This window comes from Calothrix sp. PCC 7507, from assembly GCF_000316575.1.
Taxonomy (GTDB): Bacteria; Cyanobacteriota; Cyanobacteriia; order Cyanobacteriales; family Nostocaceae; genus Fortiea.
Map to the genome: position 1 here is coordinate 1,931,504 of NC_019682.1, position 17,162 is coordinate 1,948,665.

Here is a 17,162-nt window from a genome sequence, read left to right on the forward strand (position 1 = left end):
GAGTTGCAATCCTGTCCCGTTTCATTTATGTGGAAACAAACCAAAATGACAACATTTAACGAACAAACCGGTACAGCCAACCCTTTTGATATTAATATCATTCTCGTACCGTATAATGCCACTCCCACGTTTGCTGACATTGATAGCGATGGCGACCTAGATTTATTTATTGGGTCAAAAGACGGTCTAGTCAGGTACTACAAAAATACAAACAATGCTAACTATCCCATCTTAGTGGAGCAAGTCGGTACAGCCTTCCTTGATGTAGGGATTGACAGTAAACCTAGCTTGGCTGACATTGATGGTGATGGCGACCTGGATTTAATTATTGGGGAAAAATTTGGCACGCTCAAGTACTACAAAAACATTGGTACAGCCACTAACCCCATCGTCAGCGAGCAAACTGGCAGCGACAACCCTTTTAACACTATTGATGTAGGATTTTACAGTAGCCCCACCTTTGCTGACCTTGATGGTGATGGTGACCTAGATTTAGTCATCGGGGGAGATAGCGGTACACTCAAATACTACAAAAACATCGGCAATAATCTAAATCCAGTTTATAGCGAACAAATCGGTATAAATAATCCCCTCAATGGCGTTAATGTAGGACTTTTCAGCACCCCCACTTTTGGTGATATTGATGGCGATGGCGATCTTGATCTGTTGGTAGGAAAATTTAATGGCACATTCAGTTTCTACCGCAACGTCGGTAATTTGATTACCCCCATCTTCAGCGAGCAAACCGGCACAGCTAACCCTTTAAATGGCATTGATGTGGGGACTACCTCCGCCCCTAGCTTTGCTGATATAGATGGCGATCGCGACCTGGATATCATTGTCGGGACAGCTTTCGGCACAGTACGGTATTTCCAGAATAATACGCCTTCGGTCAGCTTTACCTTAGCACCTCCTAGTAACAACCCCTTGAACGGCGTTGTCTTAGCAACTGACACTACCCCGATTTTAGTTGATTTAGATAGTGACGGTGACTTAGATATAGTCTCTGGCTCATCTAACGGTACACTGGCATACTTTAAAAATACAGGCAATGCCATTAACCCCAGTTACGCCCTGCAAGACATTGCAAACAATCCTTTCCGTTTCATTGATGTGGGAAATAACAGCACCCCAGCTTTAGTTGACTTAGATGGTGATGGCGACCTGGATTTAGTCATTGGGGAAGCTTACGGTGCTGTAAGATACTACAGAAATACAGGCAATATCACTAACCCCCTATACCAGGAGCAAACCGGCACCAATAACCCCTTTAATACCATTAACCTTTTATATCTCAGTAGCCCCACCTTTGCTGATATTGACGCTGATGGCGACCAGGATGTGCTGTTTGGCAACCGTGACGGTATATTGAGGTACTACAAGAACACAGGTAATGCTCTTAACCCAGTTTATGCTTTAGCAACTGGTATTAATAACCCATTTCTCGGATTGAACACGGGTAATAGTGAAAGCAAACCGACATTTACTGATGTTGATGGTGATGGCGACCTGGATTTAGTCCTTGGTGAAAAATTTGGTGAGATCAAATACTTTGAGAACACAGGTAGTGCTACTAACCCCAAATATCAACAGGTGACTAGCAACAATCACCCCTTTAATGCTGTTGATGTGGGAGATAGCAGTAGCCCCACCTTGGGCGATATTAATGGTGACGGTGAACTTGATCTAATAGTAGGAGCAGCTGACGGCACGTTTAAGTATTACCAGAAAAATACACCATCAACACAATTCAACTTTATCCAAGCTACAGCTACTGATAACCCCTTTGGGTCTATTGGTACTAATTCTAGCTGGACTTCTCCTGCCATAGGTGATATTGACGCTGATGGCGACCTTGATGTTTTCCTGGGATTGGATAGACGATACTTCAAGAACCTGGGTAATGCTAATAACCCAGTTTATGATGAACAAACCAGTACTAGTAACCCCTTCAGTAGTATTTCACCATCACCAACCGGGAACGCCTTTGTTGATATTGACGGTGATAAGGATTTAGATTTTGTGACTGGTGCAATAGACGGGCTGGTGAGGTTATTCGAGAATACGGGTAATCCCCGTAATCCAGTTTACCTGGAACAAACCGGTACGAACAATCCCTTCAATGGCATTGATGTAGGGGATACCTCTGCTCCCGCCTTTGCTGACTTGGATAGCGATGGCGATCAGGATCTTGTTTTGGGCAGCTATAGTCTTGGTCGAGTTTTGTACTACAAAAATGTAGGTAGTGCCATTAACCCCCAATATCTAGAGCAAACCGGCAGCAATAACCCCTTCAATCAGTTTTCCATCCCAGGTGCTGATCTAGTCCCAACCTTCACCGATCTGGATCAGGATGGCGACCAGGATTTAGTTGTCGGCGTAACAACATTTAATAATACCAACAAACTTTTCTATTACGAAAACACAGGTAATGCTATCAATCCTGTCTACATCGAACGCACTGGTACTAGTAACCCACTCAATCTCATTGGTGGTTCTTTTACAGGCACAAAACCCGACTTTGCTGATTTAGATGGTGATGGTGATGAGGATCTCATCCTTGGCTTAAGGGACTTTGACACACCTAAGTACTATTACTACAATCGCTTCCCCACAGCTGCTAATGAAGCTGTTAGCACCAATCAAAGCACTATTGTTGTGGGCAACGTCCTGAGTAACGATCGCGATCTTGATAAAGATACCCTCACCGTCAGCCAAGTCAAATACAATAACACCACCATTCCCCTAGAGCAACTTACCACCTTGGGAACGGGGCAAATAATTGTCAATCCCACTGGTACGTTTAACTTTGACCCGAACGGGGGCTATAACTATTTAGCCGCAGGAGTTATTCTCCAAGAGAATTTTACTTACACCATCAGCGATGGCAATGGTGGGACAGCAACAGCGATCGCAACTATTGCCATCACTGGGGTAAATGATGCCGCCAGCATCAGTGGAACTACCACTGGTTTTGCCATTGAAGATGCTGCACCGACTAACTTGACGTTTACGGGTACGCTGACTGTCAATGATGTTGATACCGGGGAAAACAAATTTAACACCACCGTCACCAGTGCCAACGGCAACCTGGGGAATATCAGCATTACCCCAACTGGAACCTGGACTTATAGTGTCGCTAATAGTGCGGTGCAATCTTTGGCAGCTGGAGTTATTAAAAACGAAACCTTTACTGTCACATCTTTTGATGGCACTGCTAGTCAAAACATTACCGTCAGCTTGATTGGGTTAAATGATTTAGCTACCATCAGTGGCACAAACACGGGTAGCGTCACTGGCAATGCTAGTTTAACTAATTTGACCACTTCTGGTGTGCTCACAGTCAGTGATATTGATACCGGGGATGACAAGTTAAGTACCACTGTCACCAGTGCCAACGGCAACGTCGGCAGCCTCACCATCTCTCAACCCGGAACATGGACATATAATGTTGCGAATACTGCGGTACAGTTTTTACGGGCGGGAGAAACTAAAACTGATACCTTTACTGTCAGATCCTTTGATGGTACTGCTATTCAAACCGTCTTGATTACTATTAATGGTGTCAGCGACTTAGCCACAATTAGCGGTACTGCTACTGGTGCAGTCACCGAAGATGCTACTTCACCTAATTTGACAACTATTGGGACACTGACAGTCAACGATCCTGATACTGGAGACAATAAGTTTAACACCACTGTCACCGGTGCCAATGGCAATCTCGGCAGTCTTGCCATCACTGAAGCAGGAAACTGGACTTACAATGTCGCCAATAGTTTAGTGCAATCCCTTGGTGTGGGTCAAACTAAAACGGAAACTTTTACTGTTAACTCCTTTGATGGTTCTGCAACTCAGAACATTACCATCACAGTTAATGGTGTCAACGATGTAGCTAGTGTCAGTGGCACGGCAATTGGTGCAGTCACAGAAGATGCCGCTTCGCCTAATCTGACAGCAACTGGCATCCTTACTGTCAGCGATGTGGATACTGGAGACAACAAATTTAACACCACTGTCACCAGTGCTAACGGCAACCTCGGCAGTCTCACCATCACTGAAGCTGGAGTCTGGACTTATGATGTCGCCAATAGTGCCGTCCAGTCCCTTGGTGTAGGGCAAACTAAAACGGAAACCTTCACCGTCAACTCCTTTGATGGTTCTGCTAGTCAGAACATTACCATCACAGTTAATGGTGTCAACGATGCTGCCACAATTAGCGGTACTGCTACTGGTGCCGTCACTGAAGATGCTAGCTCACCCAACCTGACAACAACCGGCACACTAACCGTCAACGATGTTGATACTGGGGACAACAAGTTTAACACTACAGTCACCAGTGCCAATGGCAACCTCGGCAGTCTCAACATCACCCAAGCTGGAGCCTGGACTTACAGCGTCGCCAACAGTGCGGTGCAGTCGTTGGGTGCGGGGCAAACCAAAACGGAAACCTTCACCGTCAACTCCTTTGATGGCACTGCTAGCCAGAACATCACCGTTACGGTTAATGGTGTTAATGATGCCGCTAACATCAGTGGCACAACCAGCGGTTTTGTCGTTGAAGATACTGCACCTATTACCTTAACTACCACTGGTACACTCACCGTCAGCGATGTTGATACTGGGGAAAACAGGTTTAACACCAATGTTATCAGTGCTAACGGCAACTTTGGCAGTCTCAGCATCACCCAAGCTGGAGTCTGGACTTATAGTGTTGCTAATAGTGCCGTCCAGTTCCTCGAGCTTGGGCAAGCCAAAACCGAAACCTTCACCGTCACTTCCTTAGACGGTACTGCTAGTCAGAACATTACCATCAATATTGTTGGGGTGAATGATAACTCCACCATTAGTGGCACAGTCACTGGTGGAGTTACCGAAGATACTACCTCACCGAACCTGACAACAACTGGCATACTAACTATTAATAATGTCAATCCTGGGAATAATCAGTTCAACACCACCGTTACCAGTGGTAGCGGCAACCTCGGTAGTCTCAGCATTACTCAAGCGGGAGTCTGGACTTATAGCGTTGCTAATAGTGCCGTCCAGTCCTTGGGTGCTGGACAAACCAAAACTGAAACCTTCAACGTCAGTTCTTTAGACGGCACTGCGAGTCAGAATATCACCATTACGATTAACGGTGTCAACGATGCAGCTAGCATCGGTGGCACAGTCACCAGTTTTGTGGTTGAGGATGCTGCACCTGTTAACTTAACTACCACTGGCACACTCACTGTTAGCGATGTTGATACTGGGGAAAGCAAGTTTAACACCACTGTTACTAGTGCCAATGGCAACCTAGGCAGTCTTAACATTACGGAAGCGGGAGTCTGGACTTATAGCGTCGCCAACAGTGCGGTGCAGTCTCTTGGTGTGGGGCAAACCAAAGCCGAAACCTTCACTGTCCAATCCTTCGATGGTACTTCTCAGAATATCACCCTCAACATTGTGGGGTTGAACGATTCGTCTACCATTAGCGGCACAGTAACAGGTGCAGTCACAGAAGATGCCACCTCACCCAACCTGACAGCTACTGGTACATTAACCGTCAGCGATGTTGATGCTGGCGACAACAAGTTTAATACCACCGTCACCAGTGCCAACGGCAACTTAGGCAGTCTCGGCATCACTCAAGCGGGAGTGTGGACTTATAGTGTCGCCAACAGTGCAGTGCAGTCCCTTGGTGTGGGGCAAACTAAAACTGAAACCTTCACCGTCAACTCCTTTGATGGTTCTGCTAGTCAGAACATTACCATCACAGTTAATGGTGTCAACGATGCTGCCACAATTAGCGGTACTGCTACTGGTGCCGTCACCGAAGATACTGCCTCACCCAATTTGACAACCACTGGGACACTAACCGTCAACGATGTTGATACTGGGGACAACAAGTTTAACACTACAGTCACCAGTGCCAATGGCAACCTCGGCAGTCTTAGCATCACCCAAGCTGGAGCCTGGACTTATACTGTTGCCAACAGTGCGGTGCAGTCGTTGGGTGCAGGTGTGACCAAAACCGAAACCTTCACTGTCAAATCCTTTGATGGTAGTGCTAGCCAGAACATCAATATCACGGTTAATGGCGTGAATGATGCTCCAGTAGCTGCACCCGACTTGTTAAATGCAACTCAGGGGACTATATTGACGATTCCTGTTGCTACTCTGTTGAGCAACGACAGCGATGTAGACCAAGGTGATGTTTTAAGCATTACCGGAGTTAACAGTGGAGCTGGAGGCACTGCCACTTTCAGCAATAACAACACGCCTACTAACCCTGCTGATGACTTCATCACCTTTAACCCCCTAAATCCTGGCACAGGTAACTTCCAGTACACCCTGAGTGATGGTAAGGGCGGTAGCAGCTTGGGCTTTGTCAACCTCTTGATTGGGACTCGGCAAGTAGGGAACAATAGCAACAACACCTTCACTGGCAATGCCGGGCCAGATTTCCTTGACGGTAGCGGCGGCAATGATACACTTGTGGGCAATGATGGAGATGATACGCTGATTGGTGGCACTGGTAACGACTCGCTGAGTGGTGGTAATGGCAATGACCTACTTACCGGAGGTGCAGGAGTTGATACCCTCACTGGTGGCGTGGGTGTTGACAGGTTTATCTTCTCTGCTTTGACTGACTCACAGTTGGGTAACGTAGATCGCATCACTGATTTAGTGATTGGTACTGATATCATTGATGGGCCGAACGCCATCAGCGCCGCCAACCTCGCCAGACTAGGGGCGGTGAGTGCCTTAACTGCAAACGGAATTAGTGCGGTACTGACTAATACTACCTTTGTTGCCAATGGCGCAGCTACCTTTACTTTTGGTACTCAGACTTTCCTCGCACTCAATAATGCTACAGCAGGCTTCCAATCTGCTAACGATGCGCTGATTGAGATTACTGGGTTTACTGGTAGTTTGACGAATTTGGCAATCATTTAAACAAAGAGAGAGCGATCGCACTTCGGGTAAACTAGTGGTTTGTCAATTTTGTTTTGAGGGGTTTTTGGTAGTGCGGGCCGAAAAGCCCGCGTGAGCGAGACGCTCACACTACAGTCCCTCATTTCAACTAGAGGTGCGATCGTATTTCTCTATTTTCTCTTCCTTGTAACAGCTTCCGTCATCCCTGCAAAAGCTCCCGTCAAGACGTTTCCGTATTCCACGCAGCCTGTAACAGCTTCCGTCATCCCTGCAAAAGCTTCCGTCAAGACGTTTCCGTATTCCGCGCAGCCTGTAGCAGCTCCCGCCTTCCCTGCAAAAGCTTCCGTCAAGACGTTTTCGTATTCCGCGCAGCCTGTAGTAGCTCCCGCCTTCACGTTATCAGAAACAAACTGGCGTTAAACCTATTTTCACGTAAATAGAATACGTTTTTAGGGCACAGCAGTACTCATTGGTGTCAACTTAGCGCGAAACCCTTGTCCCGCCTCAGAATGAATTCTGAGTCTCATAACAAAAGTCATCTCAAGATTACTAAAAATTCTCACTTAATCCCCAGTTTACTTGAGTAAACTTTGCCTATCAGCCCTTCGACTCCGCTCAGGGCTGGTGTGTCAGCGAACAAATAAGCCATCTGTAGCTTAAGTTGACACCAACGTGCTGTGCTACTACAAAAAATGTGGTTTAAAGAGATAAAAACTCGTGTAAATCACTTAAATTTTCGGTTTGGGCGAAACATCAATAATTTTCCGGATGACAACTTTTTTCACAATTGTCCACTATGGAGTCATGGAAAGTTTCAAGAATGAGTATTAATTATGGCAAGACAAAAACGTAATTCACGTACACTAGACAAAGCTGAAATTCGTCTAGCAAGCATTAAATCTATCAGTCCAACTCTCGATGTCGGAGAGGGTTTGACGGTCAAAGATTACACTCAAAAAATTGAAGACCTGCGAAAATCGCTAGAAGCATACAATACCACCCTCTCTACTATTGATGTGTTACTAACCCAGATAGTCGAAAATGAAAAAGATTTGGCAGACTATTCTGATAAGATACTGCGTGGTATTGCTTACAAGTTCGGTAATAATAGCCATGAGTATCAGATGGCTGGAGGTATTCGGAAAAGCGAGCGCAAGCGTGGTGTCCGTCAAAGTGTGGTGTTGACTACAAGCTAAGGCGGCATAGTGTCACCCAGATCCCTGACTTTTTGAAAAAGTCGGGGATCTATAGCGTTTCTCGCTCCAGTAAGGTACGGTCTAAAATAATTAAACGCAGATAAACGCAGATAAACGCAGATAAATTTGTACTTCAGTAGCCTAGGAAAGGCTATAATGGCAGCTAAATATAATTCAATACGGTTCAGTTAGAGCTAAAAACCTGATTTTGCGTAGTAGCGCAGCAACCTTAATTTGCTGGGTTCAAAAAATAGACATACCATAATTGGAGACTAATATATAGGTAGACTGAGGGTAAAAGCAGTCTGATTGGGTGGTGTGCAGTCAAGGGTAAGCTTACCATCGTGAGCAATGGTAATTTCTCGTGCCAGACTGAGTCCTAGTCCTGTTCCCTCGACTTTTCGGGTTCTGGCTGGATCTCCGCGATAGAAGCGGTCAAAAATACGATCGCGATCGCTATCTGGAATGTCTTGAGAAGAATTGCTAATGGTGACTAATACTGTCTTTCCTTGTTGTCGTCCATGAATTCGCAGCCAGCCATCTGGCACGTTATATTTAATCGCATTGCTAAACAGGTTTTGCAAGACTTGGGTGAGTAAATCGCGATCGCCTTTTACCCGCAATGCAACCACAATTTCTGCTTGCACTTCTAGATGGGGTGCTAAGAGTTCCATATCTTCTAGCATCTCGGCTAGGATATCAGATAAATTTACCTCAACTCGATATAAACTCATTTGTCCAGCATCTGCTAGAGACAGCAACGAAAGCTTGCGGACTATTCCACTGAGGCGGCACACTTCATCTAATAGATTGCTGAAAGTTTGTTGTATCTCTGATCCTGGTTCAGCGTTTTGTAGAGTTTGTTCTAGTTCACCTTGCAAAATTGCCAAGGGTGTCTTAAGTTCATGGGCTGCATCCCCACTGAAGCGAGAAGCTTGCTTAAAACTGCGTTCCAGGCGTTCTAGCATCTGATTAAACACCTGAATCAATTCTAAAAATTCCGTATCTGTTGCAGTGGTAGGCACTCTTTGATCCAAACCTTTAACTGTTACTTGCCGAATAGCAATAACTAACTGCCGGACGGGACGTAAAGCACCATAAGATAGCCACCATGCACTACCAGTAATGAGCAGCAGGACGACGGGTATGGCAATCATGAACACATCACGGATAATGTTCATCTCTCGATTAATTCCATCCAAGCTGACAGCGATCGCTACTTGGAACTGAGGAAGAGCGATCGCACCGATGCGCCAGGTTCCTGCGGTTGTGCGTTGAGTCACTAATCGCGGACGAGGCGGTGTCATATTAAGTGGGCGATCAAGACGGAATGGTGGTCTTTCTGGGGGTTGCTGTGTTGTAAAATTGGGGGGTGGAAATGGCATCGGTAATAGCTGGGGGCGTGGAGGCCACACACCGTTTAAGTTAAAATCAGCAGACCAGCGATCGGATTGATAAACTGTCTTGCCATCTTTATCTATTACTAAAAGAGCAATCGGAGTTTCTCCATCTATTCCCAATTCAAAAGATAATAAGTTTTCATAAGACTGCCAAATATCATTGACTAGCGGGCGGGGACGAATCAACAAAGCTTCCAGTTTGGCATTCAGGCGACTAACTTTAGCCTCGTAAATTAGCCACCAAGAAATAGAACCAAACCCAGCTAACGCAGCACCAGCTAGCATGGCAAATAACAACGCTATTCGCAGTCGAAAAGAACGCAAATGGGGCATGGGGACTGGGGATTGGGGATTGAGGGCAGGGGGCAGGGGGCAGGGGGCAGGGGGCAGGGGGAGAAATAACTCTTGACTTTTGACTTTTGACTCTTGACTCTTGACCCTTAACTCTTGACCCTTAACTCATGATTGCGAATTACGAAAACGATAACCAACTCCCCGGACGCTTTCAATCCAACTTAAACCAGTAATTGAGTCAATCTTTTTGCGAATCCTTTGAATACACACATCAACGATATTGGTATTAGGATTGAAATCATAGCCCCACACATGTTCTAAGATTTGGGTGCGGGTAAAAACTCTGCCAGGCGATCGCATTAAGTATTCCAGCAAATTGAATTCACGTGTGGTAAGTTCGACAATCTGTCCATCACAAGTAACTTCCCGCGTGATTCGATCCAGCTTCAGTGGGCCAACACTGAGCGCATTTTGGCGTAGGCGTAGCCCGTCGTAGACATCGCCTACACTCCGTCTGACTACAGCGTGAATTCGCGCTGCTAATTCTTCGACGAAAAACGGTTTGGCAATATAGTCATCGGCTCCCAAGTTTAACCCTTCCAGGCGATCGTCTAGTTCATTGCGAGCCGTTAACAAAATCACGGGAGTATTCCGCCCTGATCGTCGCAGTTGTTTGAGAATCGATAATCCATCTTTTCCCGGCACCATAATATCAAGGACGATCGCGTCATATTCATTGTCTAATGCCCGCAGATATCCCTCATCACCGTTATCACAGTAGTCTACGACAAACCCTTGCTCCTTCAATCCAGCCCGGACAAAGTTAGCAATCTTTGCTTCATCTTCGACAAACAGAATGTTCACTTAATTGTTTGATAAAAGTAGGCGATCGTTGAATACGTAAGCCTTACATAGGTGTCACAGTAGGCTGTTGACTTTGTACGAAATTAGCTAAAAATTATCATGCAATTTTTGTGTTTACCACACTCAGTACTGAGTGCTGAGTCCTGAGTCCTGAGTAAATTTAAGTACTGAGTACTTTTGCACTATGGTTAATGCCCTGCCCCGTGTGGGCGGAATCTTTTAATCGGGAGAAGGTTGATACCCCACCCCTCTCCTGTCGGAGACGCGCAAGGGACGTGGGTGGTATTTTTAACTCAGCACTCAGCACTCGGAACTCAGCACTTTTCATCGTAGGGGCATCGGCACTGCCGTGCCCTGATGAGAACGTTAACTACGACTATGATTTTGGATGATGCATTTTGGGCTGAAAACCTTCAGAGTCAAAACCCTAGTGTCACAGTCCAAGAATGGTGCGTGACGCTATAAGTCCTGAGTCTACGTACAGAGTTTTGTCGTAGCGTCACACACCCTACAAAGACTGAACACCGAGTTAGGTTAGTGCATAAGTCTGAGTTGGATGATTTTTCGCCAGTTCAGCGGGGGTTATATACTCATAGTGTTCAAAGGGTTGGTGAATCCAGGGGTTATCTGCCAGATAATCAATATAATAATCCGGTTTGATAACTGAACAAGCTTTATACCAAAGTACAGCGGTGCGAATTTCTTCGATGGGGAAACCAGCATTTTGCTTAAGCCAAGGGATTGTCTCTTGGAGTGTGATTCCAGAGTCTACAAGGTCGTCTACTAAAAGAATCCGCGAACCTAGATTTTCGGTGGTCATTGTCAAGTGACGAGAAACGGTTAAACTAGCTCTTTCTTGTTTACCAGGACCACTGTAAGATGATGTTGCTAAAATTGCTAGCGGTTGCTGGTATATACGGGATAGAATGTCTCCCACACGCAATCCGCCTCTGGCAAGACAGACAATCTGATTAAACTCCCAGCCGGATTGGTAAATCTGAACTGCCAATTGTTCAATTTTCTGATGATAATCTGACCAAGAAACGTAAAGGTCTGACATAAAACAGTAGTGATTGGGTAATACTGAAGGCAAAGTTTTTATCTTAATATGAGTTCAAAGCGTTTATGAATGATACTACTGCTGATGGCTATGCCCCTCAAAGTGAAAAACTAGACTTTAAAACAAAGCTAGCTTACGGTGCAGGAGATTTAGGCCCGGCGATTACTGCAAATATTTCTGTATTTTTTCTCCTGGTTTTCTTTACCAATGTCGCTGGTATCCCGGCTGGTTTAGCTGGCAGCATTTTGATGGTGGGTAAGATTTGGGATGCAGTAAATGATCCGTTTGTGGGGGTGCTGACTGATAAAACTAAATCTCGGCGCTGGGGAAGGCGTTTGCCTTGGATACTTTACGGGGCGATTCCCTTCGGATTTTTCTTTTTCCTACAGTGGATTGTACCGCGATTTAGTGCCGATCAGAGTGCTAATGTTTGGCCATTGTTTTGGTATTACGTCATTATTGGGTTGTTATCCCAGGTGTTTTACACCGTTGTCAATTTGCCTTACACGGCAATGACTCCAGAACTAACTCAGGATTATGACGAACGCACTAGCTTGAATAGTTTTCGGTTTACGTTTTCTATTGGTGGCAGTATTTTATCGTTGATTTTAGCGAAGGTAGTTTTTTCGCAAATTGCCGATCGCCAACAACAGTATCTCGTCTTAGCGGCCATCTGTACAGCAATTTCGACTTTATCCTTATATTGGTGTGTTTATGGCACACGCGATCGCGTCCTAGCTTTTGAAGCCAAACGACTCCAAGCTGAAGAAACTCCATCTATTCCCATCGGTGAACAGCTAAAAATCGTCTTTAGCAACCGACCTTTTTTGTTTGTGATTGGTATCTATCTGTTTTCTTGGTTAGGCGTGCAAATCACAGCCAGCATCATTCCCTACTTCGTTGTTGAATGTATGCGCCTCAAAGAATCAGATGTCCCTACAGTCATGATTGCAGTCCAAGGAACCGCCTTGCTGATGTTATTTGTCTGGGGTGCTTTAAGTAAAAAGGTGGGGAAAAAAGTTGTTTATTTTCTGGGGATGAGTTCGTGGATCATCGCCGCCGCTGGATTATATTTCTTACAGCCTGGGCAAATAGTTTTGATGTATGTGATGGCTGTGATGGCCGGTGTTGGAGTTTCCACAGCTTATTTAGTTCCCTGGTCGATGATTCCAGATGTGATTGAATTAGATGAACTGCAAACTGGACAGCGCCGGGAAGGAATTTTCTATGGCTTTATGGTTTTGCTGCAAAAATTTGGTTTAGCTTTCGGGTTATTTTTGGTAGGAAACGCCTTGCAAGCATCTGGTTTTAAAGAAACTTTAGCAGGACAAACTACACTACCCATACAACCTGAGTCTGCATTAAATGCAATCCGGATTGCGGTTGGCCCTCTACCGACAATTTGTTTAATTTGTGGCTTATTTTTAACGTATTTTTATCCCATCACCCGCGAGATGCACGCAGAGATTATGCTGAAACTCCAACAGCGACGAGAGAAGATTGAGTAAAAGGTTAAGAGTCAAGAGTCAAGAGTCAAAAGTCAAAAGTCAAGAGTCATTAATTCTTATCTACCCAATCCCCAGTCCCCAATCCCCAGTCCCCAGTCCCTAGTCCCCATTACAATCTGCTTAATTGACTGCTGGTGATAACTTGTTCGGCGGTGAGGGGAAGTTCTGTGAAAATTTGGCTAATAATGCGATCGCTCCCAGTATATCTTTGAGATTGGTATTGACCATCAACCAAGTTGTAAACAAACACTGCCGGGACTTTGGGATTGCCAAGGTAAGCTCTAGATGCGATCGCTAAATAATCGACAAGCCAATACTCATCTATTCCCAGTCTCTCGTACTCGTCCAATTTGTCAACATAATCATCTTCCCAATTAGTAGAAGTAACTTCTACAGCTAATGGGATAGGTTCAGTGACAGCGCCATAATCCAAAACATTAGCGTTCCACAAACTAGCGCTAACTACACTCACATCCGGTCTTCTGCCTTGTTCTTGTCCATTTTTGTTTACAGTTCTGACAACTATATCTTTGTCAACGATATAGTCCAGCCCCAAACGTTCAGCTTCTCTGTCAAAACTTTTAACCAAAAATCTGGCTACATTTTTATGCGCTCTAGTTGCGTCCACCTCTACAATTTCCCCATCCACCAATTCATAAATACCATCATCAGGGACTTTTGCTAAAAACTCTGTAAAAGTCAGTTTTTTAACTTGAGTTTGGGTCATAATAATTAACTCTTTTTGCAGCTTACTATAAGTTTCGCGCAAAGACGCTCTAGATCACTTTGCGTCTACCCTATGGGAAGCCACTCCTCGTCTTTGCGCCTTTGCGCCTACCCTGCGGGAACGACTCAGTCGGTATGCGTGAGACTAATCTTAGCTAAACACCTCAACAGGTAAACGACTAAAAGAAAGACGCTCATTTTGCACATCAACAAAAATGGTGTCGCCGTCGTTGAAGTCGCCGCGTAAGATGGCTTTAGCAATTTGAGTTTCTAACTCGCGCTGAATTGCCCGCTTGAGTGGACGCGCTCCAAAAACTGGGTCATAACCTACTTCAGCTAAAAAGTCAAGTGCAGAATCAGAAAGCTTGAGGGACATTTTGCGATCCGTGAGTCTTTTCCTCAGTCGATCTACTTGTAAAAGTACAATCCGCCGCAGTTCTTGTTTTTGCAAAGTATGGAAGATAATGATTTCATCGATGCGGTTGAGGAATTCTGGACGGAAGCTATTTCGCATCGCTTCCATCACCCGATGCTGCATTTCGTCATAACTGGAGTCATCGCCAGCGACATCGAGAATGTATTGAGAACCGATGTTACTGGTCATGATGATGATGGCATTTTTGAAGTCTACCTTATGACCTTGGGCATCGGTGACGCGACCATCATCAAGAATTTGCAGGAAGATATTAAAGACATCGGGGTGGGCTTTCTCAATTTCATCGAAGAGAATGACTGCATAAGGACGGCGGCGAATCGCTTCTGTGAGTTGTCCGCCTTCTTCGTAACCCACATATCCTGGAGGCGCACCAATGAGTCGAGAAACTGCGTGTTTCTCCATATATTCAGACATATCGATTCGCACTAGCGCATCTTCAGTGTCGAACATATAAGCCGCCAGTGCTTTCGCTAACTCAGTTTTACCTACACCAGTAGGCCCCAGGAAAATAAAGCTAGCGATGGGACGGTTGGGATCTGCAAGTCCAGCACGCGATCGCTGAATTGCATCGGCTACTGCTGTGACTGCTTCAGATTGTCCCACTACGCGGTGGTGTAGTTCATCTTCTAAATGCAGCAGTTTCTCTTTTTCTGATTCCACCAACTTGCTAATTGGTATCCCTGTCCACTTAGAAATAACTTCAGCAATGTCAGACTCTGTGACTTCCTTACGCAATAATGATTTACCATTTCTTTGAACGGCTGCCAATTCATTTTCTACGGCTTCTAATTGACGATGCAAATCGATTAACGTAGTGTATTTTAGCTTCGCAGCCTTTTCAAGTTCGTAGTTACGTTCTGCTTGCTGAATTTCTTGATTAACACGTTCAAGCTCTTTTTTAACTGATGAAATTTTGTCAATAATACCTTTTTCAGATTCCCATTGAGCGTTTAGCGTTCTTTGTTCTTCTTGGAGATCAGCAATTTCTTTTTCTAGTCTTTCTAGACGTTCCCGGGAAGCTATATCGCTTTCTTTCTGCAGGGACAACCTTTCCATTTGCAACTGCAAAATCTTGCGATCGATTTCGTCGAGTTCTTCTGGTTTGGAGGTAATCTCCATTTTTAATCTGGCGGCGGCTTCGTCTACCAAATCGATGGCTTTATCAGGGAGGAAGCGGTCAGAGATATAACGACTAGATAATGTCGCAGCTGCAACTAAAGCACTATCAGAAATTGTCACATCGTGGTGGGTTTCATAACGTTCTCTCAACCCGCGCAAAATGGAAATAGTATCTTCCACATTGGGCTGATCTACATAAACTTGCTGGAAACGTCTTTCTAAGGCAGCATCTTTTTCAATATACTTACGGTATTCATCTAAAGTTGTCGCCCCAATACACCGCAATTCACCCCGCGCCAACATTGGTTTTAACAAATTACCGGCATCCATCGCGCCTTGAGTCGCACCAGCACCAACAACGGTATGAATTTCATCAATAAATAAAACTATATTGCCGCGAGATTCCGTAACTTCTTTTAATACTGCTTTGAGGCGTTCTTCAAATTCGCCCCGGAATTTTGCCCCAGCAATCAAAGCACCCATATCGAGGGCGATTAGCTTGCGGTTTTCGAGGGATTTAGGTACATCACCAGCAATGATGCGCTGTGCTAGTCCTTCGGCGATCGCCGTTTTACCTACACCTGGTTCGCCAATTAACACTGGGTTATTCTTAGTGCGGCGAGAGAGAATCTGGATGGTGCGACGAATCTCATCATCACGCCCAATTACCGGATCAAGTTGTCCTTTACTGGCAGCTTCTGTGAGGTCACGCCCATATTTTTCCAGTGCTTCGTATTTACCTTCTGGATTTTGATCCGTCACTTTCTGGCTTCCTCGAACTTGTTTAATAATATCTTTTAGTTTGGCTTCGTTTAAACCGAATTCTTGGAGTAAACCTTTACCAAAGCGATCGTCTTTGGCGTAGGCAAGGAATATATGCTCAACTGAAATATACTCGTCCTGGAAATCTTTACGATATCCGTCGGCCCGATCTAATAGTGTATCTGCACTGCGTCCCCAATATACGGAGGTGCTGCTACCTGATACTTTTGGCTGACGTTGGAGGAATTGTTCAGTGCGATCGCGCACTTTTTGGATATTCGCACCTGCTTTGGTAAGAATCGCAATGGCTAGACCTTCTTGTTCTAGCAGTGCTTTCAGCAAGTGTTCGCTTTCTATCTGTTGTTGTTGATATTGTTTAACAATATCCGGGGTATGGGCGATCGCTTCCCAGGCTTTTTCTGTAAATTGGTTTTGATTAGTGGGTTGCATAGGCTTGTGGAGAAACCACTAGAGGAGGAGACTGCAAAGTGTGTGTCACAAAGAGAACAACACTTAAATTTGTGCTGATAAAGCCATTGTAAGAAGACGGAGGCTAGTAACTGGATCGGTCTTCACGTCTTGATCAAGTAGTAGTATTACCTGTCGCCAACAAAATTTTCCGTCATCAGAGACTGCTAAGAGGACAATTATCTCATAGAGGCGATCGCTATACTGCAAATGAGAACTCTTGCCTCCTACTGTCGTTGTGTTGTGCGTAGGTCCTGTTTTCAGTCACGCTATCGAGATAGGCTTGCAGATGAATTTTGATCAAGATAGCTCTGATCAATCGGCTTTAGTTCTAAAGCTTTTTTATCTCATACCAATTCACGAAAATACTGATACAGACAGATTTCTCGTAGGGGCACGGCATTGCCCATA

The 17,162-nt window shown here is 45.0% G+C and carries 9 protein-coding genes; 3 read left to right on the forward strand and 6 right to left on the reverse strand.

The genetic code is table 11. The features are described 5' to 3' along the window. The first annotated feature begins 45 nt into the window (after positions 1-45). Entirely contained in the window at positions 46-6,939 is a 6,894-nt protein-coding gene (locus CAL7507_RS31600; RefSeq protein ID WP_160166322.1) for a VCBS domain-containing protein, read from the forward strand. A 149-nt stretch (positions 6,940-7,088) separates the two neighbouring features. Here the strand turns inward: CAL7507_RS31600 and CAL7507_RS08470 are convergent, their stop codons facing one another. Further along, entirely contained in the window at positions 7,089-7,313 is a 225-nt protein-coding gene (locus CAL7507_RS08470; RefSeq protein ID WP_015128046.1) for a hypothetical protein, read from the reverse strand. 438 nt (positions 7,314-7,751) lie between these two features. Here CAL7507_RS08470 and CAL7507_RS08475 point away from each other — a divergent pair, with 438 nt between their 5' ends. Next, positions 7,752-8,114 carry a hypothetical protein gene (locus CAL7507_RS08475; RefSeq protein ID WP_015128047.1) on the forward strand — a complete coding sequence of 121 codons (363 nt, stop codon included), beginning with the start codon at positions 7,752-7,754 and terminating at the stop codon, positions 8,112-8,114. Positions 8,115-8,386: 272 nt separating this feature from the next. Here CAL7507_RS08475 and CAL7507_RS08480 read toward each other — a convergent pair whose 3' ends face one another. From CAL7507_RS08480 to CAL7507_RS08490, 3 genes are all read right to left on the reverse strand, one after another. Further along, positions 8,387-9,847 carry an ATP-binding protein gene (locus tag CAL7507_RS08480; RefSeq protein ID WP_015128048.1) on the reverse strand — a complete coding sequence of 487 codons (1,461 nt, stop codon included), beginning with the start codon at positions 9,845-9,847 and terminating at the stop codon, positions 8,387-8,389. A gap of 126 nt (positions 9,848-9,973) precedes the next feature. Then, entirely contained in the window at positions 9,974-10,672 is a 699-nt protein-coding gene (locus CAL7507_RS08485) for a response regulator transcription factor (RefSeq protein WP_015128049.1), read from the reverse strand. 529 nt (positions 10,673-11,201) lie between these two features. Continuing rightward, positions 11,202-11,732, reverse strand: a complete 531-nt coding sequence (locus CAL7507_RS08490) for a phosphoribosyltransferase (RefSeq protein ID WP_015128050.1) — start codon at positions 11,730-11,732, stop codon at positions 11,202-11,204. A 65-nt stretch (positions 11,733-11,797) separates the two neighbouring features. On the opposite strand from CAL7507_RS08490, the gene CAL7507_RS08495 reads away from it, so the two are divergent. Beyond that, positions 11,798-13,240, forward strand: a complete 1,443-nt coding sequence (locus CAL7507_RS08495; RefSeq protein WP_015128051.1) for an MFS transporter — start codon at positions 11,798-11,800, stop codon at positions 13,238-13,240. A 109-nt stretch (positions 13,241-13,349) separates the two neighbouring features. Here CAL7507_RS08495 and CAL7507_RS08500 read toward each other — a convergent pair whose 3' ends face one another. Together CAL7507_RS08500 and clpB are read right to left on the reverse strand one after the other, a co-directional pair. Continuing rightward, positions 13,350-13,967: a Uma2 family endonuclease gene (locus tag CAL7507_RS08500; protein ID WP_015128052.1), complete on the reverse strand. Its 618-nt coding sequence runs from the start codon at positions 13,965-13,967 to the stop codon at positions 13,350-13,352. 150 nt (positions 13,968-14,117) lie between these two features. After that, a complete protein-coding gene (clpB, locus tag CAL7507_RS08505; protein ID WP_015128053.1) occupies positions 14,118-16,733 on the reverse strand; it encodes an ATP-dependent chaperone ClpB in 2,616 nt (871 codons plus the stop codon). Positions 16,734-17,162: the final 429 nt, after the last annotated feature.